We start from the raw sequence: 26,267 nt of genomic DNA on the forward strand, positions 1-26,267 counted from the left end.
GTCATTTATGTAATTACAGTTTTAGGGATACGAACCTGAAATGTAGTTCCCATCCCTTTACCTGGGCTTGATACTGTTATACTTCCGCCATAAAACATGACAATCCGCTGAACAATTGAGAGCCCGAGACCATGTGAAGAGTGATCATGTCGTGATGGATCTGCTTTGTAAAACTCTTCAAACACTCTTGATGCTTCGTCCTGTGTAAGTCCGATTCCTGTGTCTGTTATTATTACTGCCCAGAAATCACTTTCATCAAAGACTCTGCAGGTAATTGTCCCTCCCCTGATATTATATTTGATGGCATTGGAAATCAGGTTATCAAAGATGGTGGTGATATGGAATGGAGAGATATGTGCTATGCATCCTGGGGGTATATGATTGTGGACTAGAAGATTGAACTGTTTTATCGAGAACGTATATCCATCAATCACTTCGTTGATAACCCGGGTGATTGAGATATCAGCAGTCTCCATTGAGAATGATTCCTGATTAAGGTGTGAAAGTTTTAAGATCTGTTCAACCAGTCCTTTCAGAACATTTACGTCATTGACTAAGACATCAAGTATCTCTTTAAGTTCAGAATCCTGCTCATGTTTTTGAACGTGAGGAAGAAGTGCAACAAGGGGGGTAAGTGGAGTCTTTAGGTCATGTCCTATCTTAGTGATCAGTTCATTCTTCTGCATGAGCAGATGTTCGACCGTTTCCGTTGTCCGTTGAAGGGCGACAGTTCGATCAACCACTAACTCTTCCAGACTTTCTGTAAGAACATTCAACCGATCTGTAGCCTGTTCCAATTCAACGTTCTTGGAAACTGCTGTGCCATAGATTGAGAGTAAAATATTCAGAATATCATTACGATCAGATTTGACAGAGTATAGATTTCCCTTATATTGTAACCGGAGTATACCGTTTTTTTCTTCAGGTGTCTCTCTTGGTTGAAGTACTGCATCTATTCCTGCAATAAGGCTGGTGGAATCGTATGGTTTTATAATAAAGTTATTGGCACCACAACTGATACCCCGTATTACATCCTCTGGATCGTATAGTTGTGTTACAAGGATTACAGGAACACAAGCTATTGCAGGATCTGATCTTATTATAGTACACAGTTCATACCCATCCATGCCAGGCATCACGATATCGGTAAGAAGAAGGTCGGGTTTGCGTTGTCTGATTGCATCAAGGGCTGCTGTCCCGCTCTCGACAACAGTAGTTTCATACCCGGCCTGGTTGAGAAGGTAACAGAGCATATCTGCCTGAGTTCTGCTATCCTCTGCAATCAGAATATATCTCCTTGTGTTCTTCATCCCTTCTCACCGCTAACCGGCCAGCACTTGAAGTTGCTGAGCAATATCTTCTGGAGAAAGAATAAGTGATGCTGCCCCAATCCGCATCGCTTCACCCGGCATCCCATATACTATAGAACTGGCGCGATCCTGAATAAGAGTTATCGAACCTTTCTTTCGCATATTCAATAGTTCCCGTGATCCATCTGTTCCCATCCCTGTCAGAAGGACTCCTATTGCCGAAGCACCGAGATTTCCAGCTGCAGATCTAAAAAGATATGAAACTGAAGGTCGGAGATTATGTTCTGATGGTTCATCTGAAAGGATAATTTTCAAATCTCCTGATACTCCTGTCTGTACCCCGTCTGGTGCTACATAAAGCACTCCTGGTAGAAGTTTCTCATGTAACCCTGGGATTTTTACATTAAATCCCGTGGATTCCGACAGCCATTCTGCAAATCCCATGATAAATCCCGGGGACATATGTTGAACCAGAACAAGGGGAAGAGGGAACTGGGGATCAAGCATTCGAAGTATCGTTTGAATTACTGGCGGTCCCCCGGTTGATGCCCCTATAACAATCACCCGAGGATGAATACCTTTCGGAATTGTTGTATGCTTCAGTGTCTCAATCTTCGGATTATGGGTTCTGACCCTTTTGATAACCTTAATTTCAACGTAGGTTCTAATGGCATTAATAATTTCAAGTGATTTTACTGGAAAATCTGGACTTGTCGGATGAGGTGGTTTAGGAAGAATTGCAAGAGCACCAGCCTCCATGACTTTGAATGAGGCAGCTATCTCGGCAAGATTATCAACTCCGCTTATAATGATAATTGGTATTGGTGATTCCTCCATTATACGCCTGGCAGCCTCAAACCCGTCCATTCCGGGCATATTAATATCCATTGTAATGATGTCGGGAGAAAGAATATTGGCGAGCCTGACTGCTTCATTACCATCAGATGCTGTTCCGATCACAGAAATATCAGGTTCAGACTCCAGTATGCCTGAAAGAAGATCGCGCGAGACCTTAGAGTCATCAACAACGAGAACGTGAATCATGAATTGCTTTTATAGAATATGTCTGCTGATCACTTCAAGCAAGTTACTTTGATCAAAGCTGCTTTTTACAATATAAGCAGAAGCTCCAACTGTTATTCCATGTTCACGATCTTCCCGTGAATCAAGTGAGGTAACAAGAATGACTGGAATATCCACAAATGCAGGGTCATCCCTGATCTTTTCTGTCAGGACAAATCCATTCATCCGCGGCATGTCGACGTCAGATACCACAAGATCCACTGGTGTTTGTTTTAATTTTATTAATGCATCAACTCCGTCTACAGCAGTTTCTACATGATAACCAGCTCCTTCCAAAATATTTTTGAGAAGCATACGTGATGTAATAGAGTCTTCGACCACCAGAATGCTCCGCTGTCCTGCCGGTTCATCCGGTATCAGGACAGGTTGAGGTAAATGAGGCATCCCAGTTATAGTGGCTGCCAAATCTTCACAACTGATTACTGGAATGACGATTCCATCTCCAGTAACAGAAGCGCCACTGAAATGTCTAACACGCTTCAACTGTGGCCCAAGGTTTTTTACTACAATCTCCTGGGTACCTGCTATCTCATCAACATGCAGGCAAAACCGTATCCCTGCTGCTGATGTGATTAAAAGGTTGAGAGGTTTTTCTCCAGTTAATCCTGAATCCTGTAGTCCGAGAATATGTGCCAGACTCACAACAGCCAGTGGTTCCCCATCTGTCTCTATAACAGTCCTGTTCTCGATGGTTTTAAGATTTTCAGGTTTTATTCTAATAACTCTCTCGATAGAACGGAGTGGTAAGAAGAAAGGATGGTGGGAGATTACAACCTTAATTCCCCTGAATGTTGCCAGAGAGAGTGGTAATGTAAGCACGAAAGTGGTTCCATCAGGACCTGATTCAACTTTTACGCTCCCCCCGATCTGTTCAGTCTTTTCAAGGGCAATGGCTAGACCAAGTCCGCGACCAGAAACATTTGAAATGGTTTTGCTGGTTGAAAGACCTGATCTAAAGATTAGGCGACTGATCTGGTCTGGTAAAAGATCACCAGCCTCTTCTTTTGTTATTATTCCCTTTGAGATAGCATTAGAGAGGATAGTTGCGTGTTCAAGTCCTCTTCCATTATCAGAAATTCGGATCTCTGCCTGATGTCCACGAAGATGAGATACTATTATTTTGATTTCTCCACGTTCCGACTTTCCTTTTTCCTTTCGAATTTCAGGAGATTCAATCCCATGATCGATACTATTTCTTATAATATGGAGAATTGGGTCTTTTAGTTCTTCGAGAATTCTTCGATCAATCTCGATCTCTGCACCTGAAATTGTAATATCAACCAATTTTCCATATTCCCGGGAAAGATCCCGTGCCACACGGGGATAGATCTCAAGAAGCGAAGAGGCTGGAACTAGGATAACCTGTTTTATTTCATCGATAAGTTCTGTAGTTGCTGTATCAAGCAGATAATGATCACGTGCAGCCGCCCTGGATATCGATGTAAGTTTTTTCTCAAGTACCTGGATAAAATCGTGGTTATACTTCAGGAATTCTGTGATATGATCTATCTCTGCCTGATGAAACCCGGCGGCTTCAGCTCCGGTGCGTAAATGTTCAATATCAGTAGTTATCTGTGTCCATGCCCATCGCCATGCAAGGAAATTCTGGAGAAGGTTGTAAATGGATGAAGAACGCTGACTGACTGCAAGACGGGCACCCATCAAATCGTCAGCCCGTGCAAAGAGCGTTTCTAAACGATCTGACGAGATCTTAATTGTTGATACGGACTTGGTGGTTATAGGAGATTGAAGATTTTCTTCCCCAGAAGATGTCAATTTTGATCCGGTGCCATACTCCTTCTGATTCAGATGTTCTGGTTCGGCAATAGAATTTGGATTTTGAGGGGTTTTTTCTTTGGATAGTCCTGAGTACAGATCCTGGCTGGATGGTTTGATAGAATTATTAATTTGTGGGGTTGGGAGTGGGGGAGATCCCGGTTCAGATAAATTAACTAAAGAAGATGGGTGAGTTGGTACGGGTCCTGCTGATGTTTTAGTTATTAATGATTTAAGTCTTTTAATCAGATCTGCAGTTTTAACTCCTTTCTCCTGAATAAGGAGTTGTTCAACTGCATGAATAACTTCATGGAAGAGATCAAATGAATCAGGTGTAAGAATAAGTTTTCCTTTTTTCACTTCAGAAAACACACTTTCCTGCTGCTGGCAAAGCGTCTCAATCTCCCTGAGTCCGACCGCACGGGCAGCACCTTTTAAACTGTGGGTTTCTCTGAATACCTGTTCAATTACCTTCTCGTACTCATCAACCGGGGTTGAATTCTGCTCAAGAACTATCAACCCGGATGCTATCGTTTGCAGATGTTCCTGTGCCTCCCCTTTAAAGGTTTCTAGTAGTTGGGCCAGAAATTCTTCTCCGGTCAGACCCATCCTATACCCTCATTAGAGTTTGAACCGCTCAGTTATTTGTTTGAGAGTAATACCAAGGTCATGAAGATCCTTTGCAGTCTTCTCAACCTGTCTGGTCACTTCAAGGTTATTTTGTGCAGCCAACCGAATACTCTCCATCGCTGATGAGATCTGGTCCATTCCTACAACCTGCTCCTGACTTGAAGCAGTGATCTGTACCGCAGCCTTTGATGCTTCATTTATATTCTGGGCAAGCACGGCAATAGCATCCTTGGCTTCATTACTAAGTTTAAGACCGTTTACTACGGTCTTTGTTCCCTGTTCTGTAGAGATCACAGTCGAACTGATTCCCCGCTGTATATCGGTGAGTATTGTCCTGATGTGAGTCGTTGCAAGTTTGGACTGTTCCGCAAGACTTTTGATCTCCTGGGCGACAACTCCAAATCCTCTTCCATATTCACCTGCTTTTGCAGCTTCTATTGATGCATTCACGGCAAGAAGGTTGGATTGCTCAGCTATATCAGTAACCGTTGCGATGATCTCTCCGATGGCCTGGCTCTGTTCACTGAGTTTGACTACACTCCCGGCAATGGATTCCATCTGTTGCTGGATTTGAGTCATACCTGCAAGTATCTCATTCACCGATTCCTGACCCGTTTTGGCAACCTGGCTCACAGCAATGGATTTATCAGAGACGTTTCTAGCCTTTATATTGGTTATTTCAGTCGTTTTTCTGACCTCTTCTACAGTAGCCGAGGTTTCATTTACTGAAGTTGCTGTCTGAGCGGTACCTGATGATAGTTCAGCGGTGACTGAAAGGATCTCGCTTGAAGCTGCAGAAAGGACATTGACAGATTCAAATAATTCCTCATTGATCATCTTCATCATACGGGAGAGTTCTATTCCGATCTCATTGAGTGCGTTTCTGAACTCAACGAAATCTCCCTTCAAATCAAGACTCTCGTCCATCCTGGCACTGAAATTCCCTGATGCAAATTCCTGAGAAACACGCATCGCTTCATGCAAGGGCTCTACCACTGCATTAAGAGTCGAGTTCATACCCTCAACGATCTTCCGGTAGTCGCCACTATGACGGTTTGGATCGGCTCGTGCCAGAAGTTCTCCTCTACTTGCCATATCGTTAAGAGAACCCATATCATCGAGCAATAAGTTAATTGCATCAATACAGGTATTGAGATTATTCTTAAGTTCATTGAAATCCCCGCTGTATGGATCAGTTATATGTGAAGGAATCTCACCTTTGGCTATTCTATCTATGTATTCTGCTGTAACATTGAGTGGTCCGATGACTGCATCAAGGGTAGAGTTTACACCTTCCACAATTTTTCTGAAGTCACCCCGGTGTTTTGAAGCATCAACCCGAATACTGAGTTCACCCCTTATGGCTGCCTCACTCTGCATGCGTGAATCTTCAATCAGATGATTAACGGCGATTATACACGTGTTCAGGTTATTTTTCAGTTCATTGAAATCTCCGTTGTATGATTCAGTAATGACAGATGGTATGTCCCCTTTAGCTATTCTGTCTACATATTCGGCAGCGATATTGAGTGGCCCAATGACTGCATCCAGAGTTGCATTAACTTCTGATATGATAAGTCCGTAATCTCCTTCATGTAATGATGGATCCGCCCTTATTGATAGATCACCATTTAATGCCGCCCTGGTTAGAGCCCGGGTATCAGTGACCATAGCTGTGATAGATTCTCCCATCTGGTTAAGTGAGGATCCAAGCATTCCAATCTCATCTCTTCTTTTGAAAGAAATCCGTGCAGTACAAGTTCCCTTGCCAATCTTTTCTGCAACAGATACTGCCTCTTCTAAAGGTTTTGTGATACTAAGTGAGAGATAAAGGCCGAATCCAAGTGAACATAGTGCTACGATTAGAGTGATTAAAATAAAGACAATCGCTGAAAAGTTGGATGTAGAATTGCTGTTTTTCCTAAGTTCGTCTGCCTGTTTTACTGAACCATCTATACGAGTATCGATAATTTTGAGGATTTCATTTCGGATGATGATTGGTCTTCCGGTAGCAGAAAGTGCCTTAATTGCTTCATCCTGGTTTCCTGCATCGATCTCATCCATTGTCTGCTGGTAAGTCTGATTAAGTTCATTTATCAGTTCTGATAATCTGTCAATATCAGTATTTGTTGCAGGGTCTGTGCTATGTTCTTTGTAACTACTGACGCTGCTTTTAAGAGATGTAAATGATGAAGAGAGGTTTTCTTTTAAAGTCTCCCGCTCTTCAGGATAAAGAGTATATCTCAAAAGATTTGTTCTGATGGTTCCTATTTGAGCATTAACTTGGTCCAGTGTATGGACAGGGATAAGTGCCTGTTCATACATCACATCGCTGTTCTTGGCAATGTTTTGCATATTCACAATTCCAAAGATAGCGATGATGACCATAATCAGGCAGATTGCCAGAAATCCTCCAACAAGTTTGTATCCTATTTGCGTATCATCAAATAATTTCATTGATTATTCCTCATTTATTCAAAAATTTTTGCATTGTTACTTATTCATCTCCCACGATCATTCCCGGGTTTGAGAGGAGTGCCCTGGCGTCAATTATCATTATCGGACCAGGGAGAACACCTATCAAATATGCGGCTTCTAGTCCGCTGATCGTAGGTGGTGGTCTGCTTATCTGATCAGTGTTTATTGTTCGTGTTCTAACAATAGCATCAGCAAGTATCCCGAATGTCATCACATTATTTGATAGTACTATGATACGGTTAAAATCCGTCAATCCTTTGGGGGGCATGCCAAGAACGATACGAAGATCTACAATTGAGAGTATTGATCCATGAAGACTGATGATACCAAGAATAAACGGTGGGGTTCCCGGAATATACGTTATCTCTTTTAACAAGGCCACTTCTCTGATATATTCCATACCAATTACATATATTTCCCCAGAGAGGAGAAATTCCAGAACTTCAGTTCCTGATTTGTCTTCCTGATATTCAACTCTCGGAGCAGCGAGATCACGTGCTCGTTGCGTTAGGATATCTGTTGATGAGAGATTCGTGAAATCATTTGTAGAGAATGATTGGATTTCATGAAGGCTATCATTCATCTAGATGACACCCCTGCAAGGAGCATCTGTACCATTTCCCTGATACGAATTACTGGCATTCCATCTGTTTCATCCACGGGCATGTCATCAGCCATGGATGAGAGGATATCCAGTGCTATCTGATAATGTCTTCTGGCTTCAGACCCTCTACCCTCTGCTCCCAGGAAACTCCCAAGCATCAGGTGGGCGGGTATGTAATCCGGTTCTGCATACAATGCTTGTCTCAGTGATTGAATTGCAGCAGGGATATCATCCCGATTCTGATGGATTATTGCCTTGAGGTGGTATGCTCCTGCAAAGAGAGGATCTATGGCAAGAATTCGATCGCACCAACCGAGTGCATGATCCAAATCTCCTTTATCTGCATATTTTTTAGCAAGCATCCCCATGATCACTAGAGTTTTCGGGGTTGGGTTTTGATCTTCCTGTAATCGGAATTCAGCTTCGGCAAGTCTACCTTCCTGAATAAGTATTTCTGGACCGATGGATTTTACAATAGTGGTATTAACTGCCTGATTCACTTCATCATGATATAATAATGAGTCGGGGTTTGAGTTAATTGATGATTTGGATCGCTCGGGTAGAAAGAGTTTCGGAATATTTTGAACGGTTTTTTGCAGGCTTGGGTCCTGAAAACCTGAATCCGAAATACTATCCAGAACTATCTCATCTTTAACAGGTATTGGATTATCTTCAAATGTGGTTGGATTTTTCTGTTCTTCTTCAATTCCTTTTCTAAACAAAAAAATAGAGTTCCTTTTCACCTGAATAAAACCCGGGTGTTGTGCATAACTTATTTCCTGGGGACTCACTATGAGCCATCCATTCTCTACGAGTGATGAGTGAAGACGATCAACTACACCTGCCGCAAGTTCTGATGAAAAGTACATGAGAACATTGCGGCAGAAGATGAGGTCCATCTTCATCGTCCCGGTCATCGGAGAGGGATAGTGATCATTGATAAGATTGATCCGACTGAATTTGACCATTTTTTTGATAAGATCTGAAATTTTGAATCTTCCATCTTTAGATGGGATGACATGCCCATTTATAGGAACAGGTGATTCTTCTCTGAAAGACCATCTGGAATATACACCTTTTTCGGCGACATGTAGAGATCCCGGGTTTATGTCTGATGCAAGGATGGTAACATCCCAATCAATGAGATCCGGGAGCAGGTAATTAATGAGAATAGCAAGTGAATATGCCTCTTCGCCTGTACTGCATGCTGCAGACCAGATACGAAGATACTTTCCAGAAATTCTTCGTGTCCTGATAAGATCTGGCAGTAGATGATCGCGAAGATGTAGAAAGAGTTTTTTATCCCTGAAAAAGTATGTCTCCCCAATGGTGAGGTTTTTTACAAGTGCCTCTTCAACAGCAGATGCCTTTGTTGGATCATTGAGAGCCTGCATACAGGAAGCTGGATCGATGAGTCCGAGATCCCGGCAAGCTGTAATAAATCCCCGTTCAAGATCAGACATCCGATCTGGGGCATATGCAAACCCAATCCTTTCATTGACGAACCTGTATACTCGCTGTAAATCTTCTGTTAACAGAGTTTCAGGCATCAGGTTTTACCTTCCTCTTGTATGAGAGCAACAGAGAGTGCTCTTTCCTCATCAGGAAGCAGGAATCTATCAGGATCTGTTATCAGGATCATACCATCCGGCGTCTTTACCACTCCCTGTATCCCGGTCATTCCAGGTAAAACCGCGTCAGATTCAATGAGATCATCCTCTATCGTTTTAACTCCGACCACTTGTTCTGCGATCATGGCCGCCATCCTTCCCGCTCCTGAAGTTATTATTAAAAGATCGGCAGGATCAAGTGGTTTCTCTGGAAGTATGAATCGGGAACGGAGGGAAAAAACGGGAATAATTGACCCGTGATAATTAATAATCCCTGCAACTGCCTGAGTATCGGATGAAATCCGGGTAATTTCAACCATCCTCACGACATGGGCAGCAACCGATACTGGAATGCCGAAAAATTTGCCGGCTACCATGAAGATGAGGAATTCTGCCATTTTTGTATTGGTGTTTATTCCTTCATATATAGAAATATGATACCGGTGAGATGAATCTTCAACTACCTTTTCCACATATCACAAATTTTGCGATCAGAGATTGCATCTGGATATCACTTGATGCTCCTTCGGAAAGTCTGAAATCTGTCTCTCCAAGATGATCAATTAACCGTACTTTCAATCCTTCAGAAAGATCCCGCTTTATGATTGCCCGGTAGAGTTGCCCGATAAGTTCCTGTGGAGCGATTCCCCGGTCATGAAGCAACTGGTCCAGAACCCTTCCAGCTCCTTCGAAATTACCCGCAAGACAGAGAAGGATCAAATCTTCGATCTCATCAGGTCGTGCCGTTGCTGTTATTGCATAGATCATCGCGGGCTCGATCTCCCTGTCAAGGATTGCGGCACCTTGAAGTGCATTAATGGCTTTACGCATATCTCCCTGTGCAACATAGAAGATAGCATCTACCACTTCTGAACTGACTTGTAGGTTTTGATCTATTGAAATCCGTGAGACCATTTCTGTAATTGCTGCTTTAGAAAGTGGTCTGAATCGGTAGATTGCGCATCTGCTCTGGATTGGATCGATTATTTTAGAGGAATAGTTACAGGAGAGGATAAACCTGCACGTTTGTGCATATGTCTCCATGGTTCTGCGTAGTGCAGATTGTGCATCATTTGTTAAGGCATCTGCTTCGTCGAGGAAGAGGATCTTAAATGATGAGTTACCAAAAGGGGAAGTCCTGGCAAACTGTTTGATTTGAGTCCGAACAACATCGATACCACGTTCATCAGATGCATTCAGCTCCCTGAAATTCATCTGCCAGTCATCGCCAAAAAATTCCCTTGCCAGTGAGACTGCTGCAGTTGTTTTCCCAACCCCTGCACTACCTGTGAATAAGAGATGGGGCATCTCGCCTTTACTGACATAAGATCTCAACCTCTCTATGATTTCGGGCTGACCTACAATATCAGCCAGTTTTCGTGGCCGGTATTTTTCTATCCATATTGCATGAGTCTCATCCATATCTGGGATCCTTTGGGTATACTATTCTACGTTCTTCATAATAGAATCATGATTTTTCATGATGATCTGTGGTGCAGTCTCCTCCCCTTTCAGGATTCTCATGCAAGACTCTTTGCTTAAATATGAATCTCCATCTTCAGGATCTAGGTCCATCGCTTTTTCAAAACAACGGATTGCTTCTTCATGATCTCCGGCATCGCGGAGTGTATGACCCCGCATATTCCAGACTTCGGGATTTTCTGGATCTGAATCAAGTGAAAGGGCATAAAATTTATCTGCACGGGAAAAGTCAGTAAGATCTGCCCATGCATTTCCAAGTGCAAAGAGTGCTTTTGGATCGTTTAAACAGAATCTTTCTGATCGCTCAAGACAGGCTTGTGCCTCTTCTTCTCTCTCAATATCCATTAAGACCATCCCTTTGCCATAGAGATCCCAAAAGTTATCACCTTTCAAAGACAGCGCAGCATTATATTCATTGATTGCTGCCTCCCATTCCCCAAGAAAGAGAAGTGCATGGATCTTTCCTTCCCTGGAAGAGTGATCGGAAAAATCCAGTGCTAGTGCTTTATCGTATGCAATACAGGCAGCCTGTCCCTCCCGATCCGAAATAAGGGCATCACCAAGAAGTCTCCAACTTTCGGTATTTTCAGGTTCAATTCCAGATGCACGAGTGAGACTCTTGCATGCATCACGGAATTTGCCACATTCGATCTCAGATCGTCCCCTGATTACCCATGCATCGTAACAGTCTTCTAATAAATCTGTTGCCTGATGAGAGGAAATGAGTGCATCATTCATCTCACCGATTTCAAGTAATATTCTGGCATGTGAAAGCCAAAGTTCAGGTTCATCAGGATTTATTACAAGAGCTGAAGTAACCCGCTCAAGTGCGGTATCCAGTTGGCCTAGTTTTTCGTAGGTCTGCCCTGAAAGATGAAGTATATGTGGATCATCAGGCCGTATCCTGTGAAGGTCTTCAAGGACTTTAACTGCTTCCTGATGTTCCCCCTGATCAATAGAAAGCTTTGCAAGACGGTAAAGACATGACACCCTCTCTTGATTATGAGACAATGCATCTTTTAGAATTGCAATTGACATCTCGATTCTGCCCGTATCAGCAGCTAAATCTGCTATGGCGAGATCAAGATGTTCGTCATCAGGAATCATAGATCTACCTTCTTCAAGCAGATTCATTGCTTCATCTTGTTTTCCTGTATGCCAACCTTTTACTTTAGCTTCAAATTGATACCAAACATAATTTTTAGGGTCCCTAATACGGTACTCTTCGCATATACGACAGAGTTCTTCCCATTCTTCAAGCTGGAAAAGTGCCCTAACCTTTCCCTCAAGTGCATCCAACGAATCAGGTCTTATCTCTAATACCTGGTTAAATGCAGCCAATGCTTCCTGTGGCCGTTCAGCAGATCCAAGTGCCCTTCCTAATTGAAGTATTATGTCTGGTTCTGTTGGTGATATGGTGTGTGCCTTTTCAAGGCAAGGAATTGCTTCTTCATATCTTCCCTGTATTGCCAGAACTAATCCTTTGAGAAGATAGGGCATATGACCTGGGTTATCAAGCCTTGCAGCGATTGAAAAACAGTTAAGTGATTGTCCATAATCTTCATTCAGCATTAGGGCAAGCCCTTTTTTAAGCCATGGGTAAATACTCTCTGGATTGTTTTTGATGAGTTCATCATAACAATTAATTTCAGATGCTCTTTCTCCCATCTGTTCGAGAAGTCGTGCTTTGTGATAAAGTGTTAGTTCTTCTCCCGGAGATATTTCAAGCGCACGATCAAAAGACCTGATAGCTTCTTTTAGATCTCCTTCTCTCTGGGAACACAGACCCAGTTGATCCCATATTTGAGAATTTTCCGGATCAAAAACCGAACCTTGCTGAAGTGCTACCTTTGCTTCTCTGAATCGACCGAGCTTAAACATCGTCGTGCCAAGCTCTAGCCAGGCATCAGAAGAGAACGGATGAATTTTTGTTTCCTGAGAAAAGTAAGAGAGAGCACGGGTGAGTTCATTATTTTCTAATGCTATTAAACCGAGTTGATGATGAGCGCCCGGGGTATGCGGTGATATCTGAATGAGTTTATTAAAAATTACCTGTGCTTTCTCTAAATGCCCTGCCATGCGCAGAGTAAACCCTTTGTTGAATAGAGCTAGTGAATCATCTGGAACCTCTGTTAATATCTGGTCTATACATGCAATCGACTTTTCATATTCTAATTTTTTGGCATGCTCGACAGCCCTTAACATTATCAGGTCTTTTTCATGATCATTCATATATAAACTCGGCAATTTAACCGGTGATTTGCTTTTTTCGGTCTAGACAAAACTCAGATCCCTCATCTATGATCTGATAAAATCCGGTAGATTTAGGTTGGATACAAAAAGAGAAAAAAGGTTAGTTCAAAGAACTTTATGTGCTCTTCTTTGAAGAGCTAGTAAAGTCAGATGTAGCGCGGGTCGGTGTCGCCCCTACACTCTGTGTTATATTCAGTTTTTCGTCTGATGCTGAGTTAAATCTCTCTGAAGGTGTGGTGTTATCTGAACCACCCGTCTTTGTTAAGAGTTGCTCTTTGAGTTTTTGTGCTACTTCGTAGGATGAATCAAGTTCGAGAGCTTTATCAACTGCTGTTATTGCTTCATCATATTTTCCGAGGTTATATAATGCTCCAGCCTTGTTGTACCAGAGGACAGCTAGTGTTTCATCAAGTTTCAGTCCTGCATCGAATGATTCTACTGCTTTATCATCCTGTCCGAGTTTCATCTGGGCCATACCTTTGGACATATAGACACGTGGTTGTGGATCGAGTGCGATTGCCTCATCATATGCCTTAATTGCCTCTTCGGTCTGGTTCATGTTTCTGAGAATAGCTCCTTTGTTGTAGTAGTATTCAGGAACTTTATCTATGGAAATTGCCTGTTCTACTGCGTTGAGTGCTTCATCATACTTTTTAAGGTCATTCAGTGAGATTGCATAAGCATTCCAACCTGGACTGTTGGTTGAATTAAGTGCAACAGTCTGGTTGAAAGATGATGCTGCAGCTTCTGAGTCACCATTCTCGGTGTTAATCATACCAAGAATCCACCATGCATTTGCCTGCATATCTGGAGTGAAAGTTGTAGACGTTAGATTCAGGGCATGCTCAAGTGAGTCCTTAGTTTCATCAAGTTTAAGCAATTGGTATTCGTCAATTCCTTTGAAGTACCAGGCATCGGCGAACTGTGGGCTTATTTCTGTGAGCTTTGTGAATGATGCAACTGCATCCTCAAATGCGCCTGTATCTCCCTGAACTCCTCCAAGGAAATACCATGCATCAGTGAGGTTGCTATCGGTAGAAGTTGCGTTCTTGAGCCCTTCAATTCCAGCCTCATACTGTTTTTCTTTTAGATCCACACGTGCAAGCCAATACTGCGCATTGGCGAAATCACTCTTGAGGGCAAGGGCCTTGTTAAATGAAGTTCTTGCACCTGTGAAATCGTTCTGATCAAACTGAATACGCCCCTTGTAATACAAAGCGTTATGATTGGTTGGATCTAGTTCAATGGCCTTGTCAAAGTCTTTAGATGCCTCTTCGAGGTTGTTGTTATTATATTGAATAACTCCAAGCCGGTAGTAGACTTCTGCATCATTTGCTTCAGCAGATTTGAATGGCTCTGCGTAGTCACCTTTAATGTCTAACAGTTTATTGAATGAGGTTTCTGACTCATTGGATTTTCCCAGGTATCCTTCAACATCACCTTTTGCAAACCATGCATCTTTGTAGTCCGGTTTGATCTCAACAGCCTTGGTATATGCTTCAAGACCCTCTTCTAATTTACCGCTGTCAGACCTGGTAATACCGAGCCAGTACCAGGCACGTTCATTCTTTGGATCAGCCTGGGTAATTTCTTCAAAAATCTTTGTTGCTTCATCAGTGTTGCCTGAAAGCAGATTTGCGATTCCCAAGTTGATCTTGACTCCAACATCATCTTTCAGGGTTGATTGTGCCTTTTCAAGTGCACTAAGAGCGCCTTTTGCATCAGGTGGAATCATTGCATACAGAAGTGTATATCCAACCATTGCCCATGCATCGCCATAGTCTGGATTGATTGTGGTAGCATTCTGATATGAATAATAGGCATCTGAAAAGTTACCGTTTTGAAGGTAAGAGCCTCCCAGTTTAAACCAGGCAGTGGCATCTTTTGGATCAAGTTCTACAACCTGTTTAAATGCAGAGATTGCATCTCCGTATTTCTCCTGTTGCAGAGACAGGTTACCTTTCTCAAACAACTCTGTTGTTGAGGTATTTTCGGCAGCGGAAACTCCTGCAGTGAAACAGAGCAGGAGTGTCAGTGCCATGATCAACGCTATTCCGCGGATCTTCATGCCTTATATTTCACCTGTCCGGTGCAGATATACTTTCTTATTAAAGAGAAAAATGCGGGAAGAAGATGGAATCAGGAGTTATTCAAGGTCCAGATTCCATACAGGAAGGAGGGTTGTAATGATATGATCGCATAGGTCCGGTTCACCATCCTGGATCAGGTAAATCATAACCTTCTGTTTCTTTTTTGATACCTCAAGAATGCGATGATTCACAAGACAATTCTCAGGTTCTGAACCTTCATAACATTTTCTTGGAGAGATAGTTCCATAATGCTGATTCATGCGCTGAACAAGGTTCTGGCACCAACCCACGAAGGTGATTTTTCCGCCTGCCACCAGAATATAAATCCCTGATCGATCTCTAAACCGCCCCGGTATCCTGAACCGACAGAATGGTCCTTCACCCCACTCATGAAGCATTAAACCGTTTTTATTAGGGAATCTCTCCCATGGATTATATTCTGTTATTCCTCCGCGGGAATTCCGGTCAGGATCAATGGTCCAGACGAGTTCCGGATTCTGATGAATTTCACGTGATAGATCCTGAAGCGTTGGTTCCTGTCCTGCCACCATTACATATCCATGGAAGGGGGGTGCTATAGTTGTTTTCCTGAAACCATGGAAATCATGTTATTTTATTCTCCTGACTTTCAGTGCTGACAGGGTTTATCTGGGAACACGGAGAATATTGTGCAAGGAGCGAGATCATGTGTTCTGTCGGCGGCCCAATGGATATAGAGATTGAGGAAAGACTCAATGCTAAAACTTACAAGTGTAAGGATTGTCAGGGAACTTTTAAGGGAATAGGTAAGAATATCATCTGCCCTTCCTGTGGATCTGACAACGTTTCTGAATCTGTATGATTGTTCCTGTTTCAGGCACCAACTATTTGATACAGGCTACAACATCCTTTATTCTCGTTGGCATTGTCAAGGATCCGTTTACACTTTTTATTGAGACCCCAATTGATGAGTACTGCCAGTATCTGAAGGCTGGTGACCTTGTTGTTATTTCTGCTCCTGAAGGAGGAGAAGTAAGGCAGGCATTGATTTTGCTTGAATTAGTCTTGACCTGGCATGTCCCACTACTGGTTCTTCCTTCAGGTCATCCCGGATCATGTAGGCTTAAAATGGTTGTCTCAGCCGGAGACCAGATCGTAATGAATTGTTTGATTCAGCGTGGAACCCATCCTGAACAGACTGTCATCTGTTCTTCAGAGGAACTTGCCGGAATGGAGATTAGATCCCATACAGATGGTATTGAAATATCAAGATTACCTGGGGGGGTAAATCTCTATAAAATAACAAACGATGGTCGTTCTGAATTGATTGAGACAGAAATATAAGATGTGTGTTATGTACAAAATTTACTATCATTTAATTATTGGAGTCTGAAATGGATTGTGAAGTCTATATCCCTATCACCATTATTCTCATTATTTTTACTGGTGCCTTTGTCTCTGCTGACTCTTCCATGAACAATACCATAACGCATATAAACTCATCCCTGTATGTTTCATCTGATTCTTCTTACATTGATAATATTAGTCAGGCAGATGACCTGGTCTCAAATGAGACCACAGTCATTGGAATGAAGACTCCTAAATCGAACCTGATCTTTATGTCCGGGTTAAATTCAACTTTAAATATCACTGATAACTTTACTTCTCCGGATATGGTTTCGAATGAATCAGTTAATCAGAGTTCAGATCTATCTGTAAATACTTCTCCGTCAAAATATGATTCATTGGGAGATATAATCAAAGCAAAAGACTGGAAAGCACTCGGTGAGTATCAGTGCAGAATTAAAACTGATAATAAAGCCCTATTAGATGACTCTAATCTCAACACTGGAGATCAGGAAGCAAAATGGAATGGGTATTTTAATTACCGGGAGCCTGTTGTAATTTCGTATCCCTGTTGCGGGTGATCTCTTTTATAAAAACCTTTTTTTTGTGTTGCCTCACATTTTTATTGGATCTGGCTCATCTAATTGATTGATTCCATAACCCCTGTTTGAACAGGTCTTATTATTACCATAAAGAACTTGTAAGATCAAAATTCTCTGTTACTTGCATAGTTTTCGGTCATAGGTATCAGGTGATATCAAAATTTCATTTCTTTCTACTGTCTTCCTTTTCGAATAAAGTCAGAATATTTACATAACTACGTAACAAGAAACAGATAGTATAAATTGATCATCTTCTGTCGTAATGGTATCTAATAAAAAATGACTCGTGTTCTATACATTGATGATGAGCCTTCTCTTCTCACACTTACTCGGATCTACCTTAAGGAAGAAGCAGACTTGGATGTGGATATTGCAGCATCTGCAGAAGAAGGGTTAGATCTACTTAAAAAAAATGTATACGATGCCATAATCTCGGATTACGATATGCCTGATATTGATGGAATTGATTTTTTAAAACAGGTTCGTAATTATGATGTTACAATCCCCTTTATTATCTTTACTGGGAAAGGACGAGAAGAAGTTGCCATAGAAGCCCTCAATAATGGGGCCGATTTTTATATTCAAAAAGGTGGAGACCCCCGCACAATCTTTACTGAATTGGCGAATGCAATTCGTCATCTGGTTCGGAGAACTCAAGCTGAACGGACAGCTCTCCAGATAGAACAGCATCTGGTTGCATTCCTTAATGCCTTACCCGATATAGCTTATATCAAAGGACCTGATTTAAAGTACTTACTCATCAACAAGGCATATCAGAAGTATCTTGGTCTATCATCTGATCATGATGCAGTGGGAAAAACCGATGATGAACTTCTTTCTCCAATACTAACTTCACTTTCAGGAAAATCTGATGAGATCATTCTGAATAGTAACGAGCCCTATTCAGTTACAGCAAATTCTGATGGCAAAACTTATCATATCCAGAAATTCCCTCTCTCATTCCCATCTGGATTGACCGGTATTGGTGGAATTATTCGCGAGATTGAGGAGCATACTACACGTGAAACCAATCTTTCTGAACCTGAAGATCGATTCTAACTATTAGATATTGTACTATCTCATTTTTTGAAAAAAAAGTGAACTCCTATCGCATTCATATTGTTGTGTGCTCATGTACCACATATGCGCGAATTCATGTTCTTTTTAACATGGATTATCTCCAGTCAGGATTCGTTCAACTCATTAAACTGAGTTTTATCTGATTACCTAATTATTATACCGTGAATTAGAAATTGTAATCCCTTACATCTTATCTAAAAAAAGAATTGTTCGTGTTCACGTTAACATGATTATCCCCTCTAGGTGAATATTTAATCGTTGAATCAGTGGATTAGAAAAAAGTTCCTTTCATTATTTCCGGATCCATCTTCGAATATATTACAAACTCAAGAAAGAGACATATAATCAATGGCAATACATCCGATTGAATTCAGGTATGGGACGCCTGAAATGAAGGCTGTCTGGACCGAGGAACATCGGTTTCGTCGAATAATTGATGCAGAAATTGCACTTGCCCGTGCAGAAGCCAAGGAAGGAATGATTCCAGTGGAAGCTGCAGATGCTATTGCAGCATCAGCATCAGATGCGAGTCTACAACGGGCAAAAGAAATCGAAGATGAGATTCACCATGATATGATGGCCATCGTCAGAGCAGTCTCTGAAGTTTGCGGTGAACCTGGTAGATGGGTACATTATGGTGCTACATCCAATGATATTCTTGATACGGCAACCGGTCTTCAACTAAAAGATTCAACAACTATTCTTAATACAAAACTTCGGAACCTCCTTAAAGCACTCCTTTCCAGGGCTGAAGAGACAAAAAATCTGATTTGTATGGGCAGGACACATGGACAGCATGGTGTCCCCACCACTTATGGTCTCAGGTTTGCAATCTGGGCTAGTGAAATAGGGCGTCACATTGAGCGGCTAGAGCAGATGATTCCCCGTGTATGTGTAGGACAGATGACCGGTGCTGTTGGAACCCAGGCTGCAATGGGAGAGCATGGAATTAATGTTCAGGCTTTTATGATGGAGTTCCTTGATATCGGGAGCGTGGACGTGTCAAATCAGGTGATACAGCGTGATCGGTATGCAGAATATTTTTGTTTCCTTGCAAACGTGGCAACAACCCTTGATAAAATTGGTGTTGAAATTCGTTCAATGCAAAGAACCGAAATTGGCGAGGTAGAAGAAGCGTTTGGTGCCAAACAGGTTGGGTCCTCCACAATGCCGCACAAGAGAAATCCCATCCGCAGTGAGCAGGTATGTGGCCTGGCAAGAATTGTCCGATCTTCAGTTGAGCCTGCGTTTCAGAATAATACTCTCTGGGATGAACGTGATCTTACTAACTCCTCACCTGAAAGAATTCTCTTTCCTGAAGCATCCATCCTGTGTGATCATATAATCAAACTGATGACCACAGTGATCGAAGGGCTCGTGTTGAAACCAGACCGGATACAAAAAAACCTCATGTTCCTGCATGGGATCAATATGGCCGAATCGGTTATGATCGAACTAACGAAACGGGGAATGGCCAGGCAAGAAGCGCATGAAATAATCAGGGTTAAAAGTATGGAGGCACTTGCATCAGAAAAATCACTTTCAAGTCTTCTTGCCCTGACACCAGATGTGACCCGTTTTATTCCTGCCGAAGAAATTGAAACCCTTCTTAATCCTAATAATTATATGGGTACATCAATAAAACAGGTTGATCAAGTAGTAAAAAAATTAATGCCTCTCTGTTCCTGAATATTCTAAAATTTCTCCCCTTTTTTATACCGAAAAGTGTATGAAATTATTGATGACTACCCAAATACACCTACATATATTGAACCATACTGTTCGAACTGGAAATCAGATCGTTCAATTGGATCTGTGACAAATTTCCAGGTTGATTTTGGTGCCAGATAATCTATCGAAGTATATGCATTTCCAATCTGATCTCCATCAGCATTATAGAGATTGAAAGTGATCACAATGAGATCTATGGTCTTTTCATCAAGATTTTTGATTTCACCTTTAATAACTGAAGTCGACTTAGAAATACGTTCAATATCGGTCTTAATGATTGAGAGATTGACCTGGCTAGCCTGAGTACTTTTTATATATCCATATGGGCGCTGGACATACATGGTCATACCAGGGGTAACATCTTCTTTCTCTACAGAAGTCTGTGTCTGGTACTGAGCTGCATCAAAGACAGGAACAGAGTTCTGTGGTGGAATCCCAAACGATGGTAATGGAATATAATCTGCTGTAACTGCTGAAAAAAGCAGTATTGCAATTCCGCATATGGCAGTTATAGAGAGAATCACCGGCAACAGGTGGCCGTTCATAGCATTGAATCAACATCTGATAAGAAAATAATTACGAATCCGGCCTCTCGGACCGGCCCTAAATTTGATATCAAAGTTTAGGTTTTTTCTTCAGTGCTTCTACGAGAAGGTCTATGCTACTATATACATCCTTGAGATCAACCATCTCGACCGGTGAGTGGATATACCGTGCCGGAACTGAGAATGGAATGCTTGGAATGCCATCCCTAACCAGATGGATGATTGTGGCATCTGTGTTACCACCCTCTCCTACCTCTAACTGATATGGTATCTTTGCCTTGTCACCTGCACTTCGCAGCCATGTTGTCAGGCGTCTATCTGCAAGAAGGCCGCGTCCTGCTGCACTTGCTAGAACCAGTACTGGACCTTTCCCCATCTCTGGTGAAGCATCTTTACGGCTGACTCCTGGGTGATCTCCTGGAATTGTAACATCGGTTGCGATAGCAATGTCCGGGTTGAGAGCAAAGGCACTGACCTTTGCTCCCTTGAGACCTACCTCTTCCTGTACTGTAAACACCCCATAAACCGTCATTGGGGTTTTCATCTGTTTGATAACTTCGATAAGTACTGCTACACCAACCCGGTTGTCAAGTGCTTTGCCTGATACCCGGTCTCCTGCAAGATGTGTAAATTGCTGATCTATTGTGACTGGTGTTCCAATCTCAATTCCTAATTCAACTACTTCTTCAGCAGATGTGGCGCCGATATCGATAAAAAGATCATCAATTTTAATTTCTTTCTTTCGATCTTCAGGGGTCATTATGTGTGGGGGTTTTCCGCCGAGGACGCCCGAAACCGGCCCCTTAGTTCCATGAAGAATAACCCTTCTTGTATACATGCTTGGGTTATACCAGCCGCCAATACCCACGAATTTGATGAACCCCTTCTCATCAATATATTGAACCATAAGGCCGATTTCATCCATGTGTGATGCAATCATCACGGAAAAATCAGATCCCTTCTTAACGGCGATAAGGTTTCCTAGGGAATCTTCTCTGAATTCATCTACATATCCGGAAAGTTCCTTTCTGATAATTTCCTTAATGTTATCTTCAAACCCTGATACCCCATGGGCATCAGAGAGTTTTTTGAGTAAATCATAAACCATAAATTCACCTGACTACTTTGCCGATACGGTCGAGCGCAGCAGCAATATTTTCTCGAGATGTTGCATAACTAAACCTGGCATATTCTGAAGCATTCTTTCCGAACGCATCACCAGGAACAACAATAACTCCCTCGTCCAGTATTTTCTTCGTTGTTTCCTCTCCCATGGGAACAAAGGCATAGAACGCACCTTGAGGGATCGGAAACCTGAACCCGAGATCGTGCAAGCCATTGTAGAGCAAATCCCGCCGTACTTTGTATTCATCTCTCATGACTGAGACGCATGTCTGATCACCAGTCAATGCGGCATACGCTGCATATTGGGATATTGAAGCTGCACATGTCTGACAATATTGATGGATCTTCAGACACTGTTGAATATAATCCGGATGACCTGCGAGGTAACCAATCCTCCATCCTGTCATAGCATAGGTTTTACTGGTTGCATTCACGGTCAGAACATCTTCACCAAACCGTGCCGCGCTGGTATGCTTCGTGTCATATATGAAGTGTTCATACACCTCATCAGAAAGAACTGTTACACCTGCATCGTTTGCACTTTCAACAAGCGCACGAATGGTCTCTTCAGACTCAACAGTTCCGGTGGGATTACAGGGGGAATTAAGTATCAGGAGTCTGGCTCCTTTCATCTTCTCTATAGCGGCATCTACATTGATATGGAGATTTTTGTCAAGGGAGAGTGGATCCATCACACCCCCTGCAAGGGTTGTGCAGGCCTCATACGAAACAAACCCTGGGTCTGTAATCAGTACCCTATCACCTGGATCTACAAGAGCCTGAATTGCTATGAACAGAGCTTCTCCTGCCCCTGCAGTTACGATGACCTGATCCGGATGATACCTGAGTCCGTTATCAGATTTTAATTTTTTCGAGATTGACTCCCTGAGTTCTGGAAGTCCTGCATTGAAGGTGTACCCTGTTTTCCCTTCATTGATTGCCTGAATTGCTGCTTTTTTTATATGATTGGGTGTATCAAAGTCTGGCTGACCAAGAGCCATACTTATGGAGTCTGGTTTGGCATTTTGAAAAAATTTCCTGATACCCGACATCTCAATATCGAGTGCCCGCTGGGCGATTTTTTTCATCTTATTACTCGATGTTTGCATGCCGTCCCTTTAGTTCTGCTTCATCTGTACTTGTGATCTCCATGAGTCTGGAGATTACTGCGTCGCAGAATGTCATTGCTGCCGTTTCAAATAATGTTCCTAGTGGGGCAAAAGAACGGTGCTCACCAAGCATCTGTCGGATATCGAATTCAACACTCTCGTCAGGGACCTTGTCGCGGTAGTTTTCGATTACCACGCATGAATCAGCCATATTTCCAATGACCGAGTCCGGGTTTGAGGTAATAAGACAGATCCGTCCTTCAATCTCCTTCGCAGTCTGGACTATTTCTGCAATCGTCCTGGTCTTCCCAGAGCCAGAAAGGACTACGATTACGTCACCCTTCTGTAGCGCTGGTGTAATAGTCTCACCTACCACGTAACTGATCATACCAAGATGCATGAGTCTCATGGCAAATGCTTTAGCCACAAGGCCGGATCTTCCAGCGCCCATTACGTAGATCCGCTTAGCTTCCATAAGTTCTTTGATGAACCGGGAAACCTCTTCGTCTGATAAATGGGAGGCAATGGCGTCAATTCGCGATGCCATGAGACGCATCATCTCCTGCACACGATGCTGATTCATCCAGATACAGGTTACCTTCTATGATACATCAGGATACCGTGTAACTCACTGTAATTATCGAAGTCTGGAAAAAAAGGTTTTTTAATAGTGGTCAGATGTTATGGCGGTATTGTTCGATCGTACCATAGGGGATTAGATCACCATTATTCAGAATCGATACTGGTCCATGCCCGCAACATATTATCAGGCGCTTTCCATCCTTCTGCAATTCTGTATCTAGATCTTGTGCAATTTTCATGAGATCTTTGCGTTCATTCTTAACGAGGTCTGGATTTACATTAACACTCCTGACCAGGTAAACAGCAAACCCATTATACTCACTTCGGTCTGGTGTAAGATGTTTAAGATTAAGAATTGTATCAGAGGTAAAGAGGAGTCCCAACTCACGGCAGAGGAGGTACACCATCCCATGTTGATGACCCCCATATCCTTCTATTATTTCTCCGGCAACTCCATTCTCTTCAAACCGGCAGAGTAATGGAAAGTCGCCGATTTTTTCTCCAGTTGACGAGGGGAAAAGGTTGACCTCTTCTGGTGGATGCATTCTGGCGAAGAGATTGATCATTACGGTGTAAACCTGTTCATACACAAGATCTTCTGAGCATGCTCCATATGCACGATTATTAGTCTTGATAACATTCCATGTACCCTCATGAGTCCAAATCGGGGCCTCAAAGTATCCAGCAGCACCACAGTGATCGGTATCTCCATGGGTCATGATTATTCGGGAGAATCCGGGAGCACCATCCAGATGATAGTGTTTGAACATTTTCATCGCGTCATCATGGTAAATACCATATCCTGTATCGACCATAATACGCCCGGTAGGGGTATCTATTATAAAAATACTCCCGCCACCTGGAAGCTGGAAACAGTATAACCAGATATGTGTAGTAACCTGTATCTTTTGTACATCTGCAAAAAACCCGTCTCCTGTGGTCTCTGCTAGGCGCCTACCATTTTGAAGGATCTGCTCCAGGGTTCCCTCGTATTCTTTTCCATATTCTGTTAATTGTTGGGCAATGTGGCTGAACTGATTAAGTAGATCCAAAAGGTATGGATCAGCAGTTTCACCCAGAATCTCCCTCACTCGTTCGGCATAACGATGGTAGAAGAGACAGCCATCAGACTCGTCATCACCACAGTCATATCCTTCAATTTCTATTTCGTAATGAGCATGAATGGCATCAATTAATATATTGGTCAGGGAGAGATCATGTACCCTTACAGCCACCTGGAGCCGGTCTGGATTTTTACCTCTGTTATCAAATGAGAGTGAAGTAATCTCGGCTTTGTATTCATCGAGGATCATCAGGATTCGATGGAGAGTTCCAGGAATATCTGGTACGATGACGGTAAACCTGACTGTTTTTGGATATCTGATCTCAGACTGTAGATATCCTTTTAGAGATAGAGCCGTCATGGCTTTCTGACATCCCTCCGGTGTTCCCCGTACTGAAAGAAAAGAGGTCTTGGGATCTATCGATCTGTTGAAGTGGCACCGTGTAACAGTAATCCCTGTGTCTGCGATAATCCCTACCGCTTCGTGGATAGAGCCTGTATCAGGGATTCTGATGACAAAAAATTCGTTCCTGCAGTCCATCAGAACACCAGTTATTCAGAAACATAATTTTCGCGTTCAATAAATAATCCGCCAAAAATTGCACGTTCAATCATCTCTGATACATATCTCATCTTCTGTGATTCTTCCAAATCCATATTTCTATGAATCTCAGAGTAGATTTGAACTCTGAGTAGTCCAAACCTGAATTTATCTATGAGTTGTTCATTGAGTGATCCTGCTTCACGAAATATTGGTTCTATTAATTCAGGCAGAAGTGTAATATCCTGAAGGCATAGAACAACTTGATTGTAGAGAGGGATGGCCTCTTCCTTCCCACAAAGAATGCTTAGGTAGTCCATTCTCACCTTTCTACAATGCTTACTAGTTTCTCCATAACGGAGTTGATTGCCTTCCAACTGGGAGTTTCATCTTTGCGCTTAATAATAAATGGACGGCCCTCATCTCCTGCCTTACGCATCTCAGGATCAAGTGGGATACTTCCAAGAAATGGAACATGATGCTCTTCTGCTATTCTCTCGCCGCCACCTTTGCCAAAGAGATCGATTACTTCACCACAGTGTGGACAGGTCAGACCACTCATGTTCTCAACTACTCCGAGAACATCAAGTTTCAGCATCTCGACAAAAGTGATTGCCTTGGTAGAATCAAGGGTCGCAACATCCTGTGGGGTTGTGACGATAACTGCTCCCCTAAGGTTTGGAGCGATCTGGGCGATAGTCAGTGCTTCATCCCCGGTTCCTGGTGGAAGATCAACAACAAGGTAATCAAGGGAGCCCCATTTGGTATCTTCAAGGAATTGTCTGATGGCTCCTGCCTTCATGGCTCCACGCCAGACAACTGGTGCAGATTTTTCAGGGAGAAGGAATGCCATTGAGATAACCTGCAAAGATCCTGTCACTCGTACTGGTATGATCTTATTATTCTCAGAACTAAGTTGGTGCTCTTCCAGCCCGAGCATCTTGGGTACATTTGGTCCGTGGATATCTAGATCAAGAAGGCCAACCTGACGTCCGTGGTTTGATAAAGCATATGCCAGGTTTACTGCAACGGTGGACTTACCTACCCCTCCTTTTCCTGATAATACAAGGATGACATGCTTAACATCAAGATTTGCTTTAGGAGGGAGTTTATTCGCCTGCCCGCAGTCTGAACTCTGTTGACATGCAGAGCAGTTGTTATCACATGATTCCGGTGATTTACTCTCGTTTTCGACCATAGTGGGACCTTATCTTAAATAGGATTTGTATATTATTTGGGGGAATTAC

Annotated in this window: 22 protein-coding genes; 4 read left to right on the forward strand and 18 right to left on the reverse strand. The window is 42.5% G+C overall.

The features are described from left to right. Positions 1-5: 5 nt before the first annotated feature. The 11 genes from DK846_RS02575 to DK846_RS02625 all read right to left on the reverse strand — a co-directional run bounded on the left by DK846_RS02575 (position 6) and on the right by DK846_RS02625 (position 15,867). Positions 6-1,310, reverse strand: a complete 1,305-nt coding sequence (locus tag DK846_RS02575) for a hybrid sensor histidine kinase/response regulator (protein ID WP_109967340.1) — start codon at positions 1,308-1,310, stop codon at positions 6-8. Between the two features lie 12 nt (positions 1,311-1,322). Continuing rightward, positions 1,323-2,354 carry a chemotaxis-specific protein-glutamate methyltransferase CheB gene (gene cheB, locus DK846_RS02580; protein WP_109967341.1) on the reverse strand — a complete coding sequence of 344 codons (1,032 nt, stop codon included), beginning with the start codon at positions 2,352-2,354 and terminating at the stop codon, positions 1,323-1,325. A 9-nt stretch (positions 2,355-2,363) separates the two neighbouring features. Continuing rightward, positions 2,364-4,778, reverse strand: a complete 2,415-nt coding sequence (locus DK846_RS02585; RefSeq protein ID WP_109967342.1) for a hybrid sensor histidine kinase/response regulator — start codon at positions 4,776-4,778, stop codon at positions 2,364-2,366. A gap of 12 nt (positions 4,779-4,790) precedes the next feature. Further along, positions 4,791-7,256: a methyl-accepting chemotaxis protein gene (locus DK846_RS02590; RefSeq protein ID WP_109967343.1), complete on the reverse strand. Its 2,466-nt coding sequence runs from the start codon at positions 7,254-7,256 to the stop codon at positions 4,791-4,793. Between the two features lie 40 nt (positions 7,257-7,296). Continuing rightward, a complete protein-coding gene (locus tag DK846_RS02595; RefSeq protein WP_109967344.1) occupies positions 7,297-7,860 on the reverse strand; it encodes a chemotaxis protein CheW in 564 nt (187 codons plus the stop codon). After that, the gene (locus tag DK846_RS02600) at positions 7,857-9,431 is read right to left on the reverse strand and encodes a CheR family methyltransferase (RefSeq protein WP_109967345.1); all 1,575 of its coding nucleotides are present in this window, start codon (positions 9,429-9,431) and stop codon (positions 7,857-7,859) included. Before DK846_RS02600 ends, DK846_RS02595 begins: the two co-directional genes overlap by 4 nt. After that, complete coding sequence (locus DK846_RS02605; RefSeq protein ID WP_181391579.1) at positions 9,431-9,889, reverse strand: chemotaxis protein CheW; 459 nt, start codon at positions 9,887-9,889, stop codon at positions 9,431-9,433. Before DK846_RS02605 ends, DK846_RS02600 begins: the two co-directional genes overlap by 1 nt. 58 nt (positions 9,890-9,947) lie before the next feature. Beyond that, complete coding sequence (locus DK846_RS02610; protein WP_109967347.1) at positions 9,948-10,913, reverse strand: replication factor C small subunit; 966 nt, start codon at positions 10,911-10,913, stop codon at positions 9,948-9,950. Between the two features lie 21 nt (positions 10,914-10,934). Continuing rightward, on the reverse strand, positions 10,935-13,205 hold the full coding sequence (locus tag DK846_RS02615; protein ID WP_109967348.1) for a tetratricopeptide repeat protein: 2,271 nt from the start codon (positions 13,203-13,205) through the stop codon (positions 10,935-10,937). 136 nt (positions 13,206-13,341) lie between these two features. Continuing rightward, positions 13,342-15,294 carry a tetratricopeptide repeat protein gene (locus DK846_RS02620; RefSeq protein WP_109967349.1) on the reverse strand — a complete coding sequence of 651 codons (1,953 nt, stop codon included), beginning with the start codon at positions 15,292-15,294 and terminating at the stop codon, positions 13,342-13,344. 78 nt (positions 15,295-15,372) lie between these two features. Next, positions 15,373-15,867 carry a GIY-YIG nuclease family protein gene (locus DK846_RS02625; RefSeq protein ID WP_109967350.1) on the reverse strand — a complete coding sequence of 165 codons (495 nt, stop codon included), beginning with the start codon at positions 15,865-15,867 and terminating at the stop codon, positions 15,373-15,375. A gap of 286 nt (positions 15,868-16,153) precedes the next feature. On the opposite strand from DK846_RS02625, the gene DK846_RS02630 reads away from it, so the two are divergent. The 4 genes from DK846_RS02630 (at position 16,154) to purB (ending at position 20,013) form a co-directional block, all read left to right on the forward strand. After that, a complete protein-coding gene (locus DK846_RS02630) occupies positions 16,154-16,639 on the forward strand; it encodes an alpha/beta hydrolase (protein WP_181391580.1) in 486 nt (161 codons plus the stop codon). Positions 16,640-16,689: 50 nt separating this feature from the next. Beyond that, positions 16,690-17,223, forward strand: a complete 534-nt coding sequence (locus DK846_RS02635) for a hypothetical protein (RefSeq protein ID WP_109967351.1) — start codon at positions 16,690-16,692, stop codon at positions 17,221-17,223. Positions 17,224-17,523: 300 nt separating this feature from the next. Then, positions 17,524-18,303 (forward strand): response regulator, encoded by a 780-nt coding sequence (locus DK846_RS02640; protein WP_109967352.1) that lies wholly within the window; start codon positions 17,524-17,526, stop codon positions 18,301-18,303. Positions 18,304-18,672: 369 nt separating this feature from the next. Next, positions 18,673-20,013, forward strand: coding sequence for an adenylosuccinate lyase (purB, locus tag DK846_RS02645; RefSeq protein ID WP_109967353.1), 1,341 nt, complete (start codon positions 18,673-18,675; stop codon positions 20,011-20,013). Positions 20,014-20,069: 56 nt separating this feature from the next. Here purB and DK846_RS02650 read toward each other — a convergent pair whose 3' ends face one another. The 7 genes from DK846_RS02650 to DK846_RS02680 form a co-directional block, all read right to left on the reverse strand. Then, positions 20,070-20,600 (reverse strand): FxLYD domain-containing protein, encoded by a 531-nt coding sequence (locus DK846_RS02650; RefSeq protein WP_109967354.1) that lies wholly within the window; start codon positions 20,598-20,600, stop codon positions 20,070-20,072. 70 nt (positions 20,601-20,670) lie between these two features. Beyond that, complete coding sequence (locus tag DK846_RS02655) at positions 20,671-21,708, reverse strand: M42 family metallopeptidase (RefSeq protein ID WP_109967355.1); 1,038 nt, start codon at positions 21,706-21,708, stop codon at positions 20,671-20,673. Positions 21,709-21,712: 4 nt separating this feature from the next. Continuing rightward, on the reverse strand, positions 21,713-22,813 hold the full coding sequence (locus DK846_RS02660) for a pyridoxal phosphate-dependent aminotransferase (protein ID WP_109967356.1): 1,101 nt from the start codon (positions 22,811-22,813) through the stop codon (positions 21,713-21,715). Between the two features lie 4 nt (positions 22,814-22,817). Continuing rightward, entirely contained in the window at positions 22,818-23,417 is a 600-nt protein-coding gene (gene hxlB / locus DK846_RS02665; protein ID WP_109967357.1) for a 6-phospho-3-hexuloisomerase, read from the reverse strand. 91 nt (positions 23,418-23,508) lie between these two features. Then, positions 23,509-25,020 (reverse strand): MBL fold metallo-hydrolase, encoded by a 1,512-nt coding sequence (locus DK846_RS02670; protein WP_109967358.1) that lies wholly within the window; start codon positions 25,018-25,020, stop codon positions 23,509-23,511. An 11-nt stretch (positions 25,021-25,031) separates the two neighbouring features. Then, positions 25,032-25,340 (reverse strand): hypothetical protein, encoded by a 309-nt coding sequence (locus tag DK846_RS02675; protein WP_109967359.1) that lies wholly within the window; start codon positions 25,338-25,340, stop codon positions 25,032-25,034. 2 nt (positions 25,341-25,342) lie between these two features. Continuing rightward, positions 25,343-26,218 (reverse strand): Mrp/NBP35 family ATP-binding protein, encoded by an 876-nt coding sequence (locus DK846_RS02680; protein WP_109967360.1) that lies wholly within the window; start codon positions 26,216-26,218, stop codon positions 25,343-25,345. Positions 26,219-26,267 lie beyond the last annotated feature (49 nt).

The sequence above is a fragment of the Methanospirillum lacunae genome, from assembly GCF_003173355.1.
Lineage (GTDB): Archaea > Halobacteriota > Methanomicrobia > Methanomicrobiales > Methanospirillaceae > Methanospirillum > Methanospirillum lacunae.

Coding starts and splice junctions, on each gene's coding strand:
- hxlB (WP_109967357.1), bottom strand. CDS start 23,417: ATGAATCAGCATCGTGTGCAGGAGATGATGCGTCTCATGGCATCGCGA.
- DK846_RS02620 (WP_109967349.1), bottom strand. CDS start 15,294: ATGAAGATCCGCGGAATAGCGTTGATCATGGCACTGACACTCCTGCTC.
- DK846_RS02630 (WP_181391580.1), top strand. CDS start 16,154: ATGATTGTTCCTGTTTCAGGCACCAACTATTTGATACAGGCTACAACA.
- DK846_RS02610 (WP_109967347.1), bottom strand. CDS start 10,913: ATGGATGAGACTCATGCAATATGGATAGAAAAATACCGGCCACGAAAA.
- DK846_RS02605 (WP_181391579.1), bottom strand. CDS start 9,889: ATGGCAGAATTCCTCATCTTCATGGTAGCCGGCAAATTTTTCGGCATT.
- DK846_RS02575 (WP_109967340.1), bottom strand. CDS start 1,310: ATGAAGAACACAAGGAGATATATTCTGATTGCAGAGGATAGCAGAACT.
- DK846_RS02660 (WP_109967356.1), bottom strand. CDS start 22,813: ATGAAAAAAATCGCCCAGCGGGCACTCGATATTGAGATGTCGGGTATC.
- purB (WP_109967353.1), top strand. CDS start 18,673: ATGGCAATACATCCGATTGAATTCAGGTATGGGACGCCTGAAATGAAG.
- DK846_RS02650 (WP_109967354.1), bottom strand. CDS start 20,600: ATGAACGGCCACCTGTTGCCGGTGATTCTCTCTATAACTGCCATATGC.
- DK846_RS02585 (WP_109967342.1), bottom strand. CDS start 4,778: ATGGGTCTGACCGGAGAAGAATTTCTGGCCCAACTACTAGAAACCTTT.
- cheB (WP_109967341.1), bottom strand. CDS start 2,354: ATGATTCACGTTCTCGTTGTTGATGACTCTAAGGTCTCGCGCGATCTT.
- DK846_RS02655 (WP_109967355.1), bottom strand. CDS start 21,708: ATGGTTTATGATTTACTCAAAAAACTCTCTGATGCCCATGGGGTATCA.
- DK846_RS02670 (WP_109967358.1), bottom strand. CDS start 25,020: ATGGACTGCAGGAACGAATTTTTTGTCATCAGAATCCCTGATACAGGC.
- DK846_RS02615 (WP_109967348.1), bottom strand. CDS start 13,205: ATGAATGATCATGAAAAAGACCTGATAATGTTAAGGGCTGTCGAGCAT.
- DK846_RS02595 (WP_109967344.1), bottom strand. CDS start 7,860: ATGAATGATAGCCTTCATGAAATCCAATCATTCTCTACAAATGATTTC.
- DK846_RS02680 (WP_109967360.1), bottom strand. CDS start 26,218: ATGGTCGAAAACGAGAGTAAATCACCGGAATCATGTGATAACAACTGC.
- DK846_RS02625 (WP_109967350.1), bottom strand. CDS start 15,867: ATGGTGGCAGGACAGGAACCAACGCTTCAGGATCTATCACGTGAAATT.
- DK846_RS02675 (WP_109967359.1), bottom strand. CDS start 25,340: ATGGACTACCTAAGCATTCTTTGTGGGAAGGAAGAGGCCATCCCTCTC.
- DK846_RS02635 (WP_109967351.1), top strand. CDS start 16,690: ATGGATTGTGAAGTCTATATCCCTATCACCATTATTCTCATTATTTTT.
- DK846_RS02600 (WP_109967345.1), bottom strand. CDS start 9,431: ATGCCTGAAACTCTGTTAACAGAAGATTTACAGCGAGTATACAGGTTC.
- DK846_RS02590 (WP_109967343.1), bottom strand. CDS start 7,256: ATGAAATTATTTGATGATACGCAAATAGGATACAAACTTGTTGGAGGA.
- DK846_RS02640 (WP_109967352.1), top strand. CDS start 17,524: ATGACTCGTGTTCTATACATTGATGATGAGCCTTCTCTTCTCACACTT.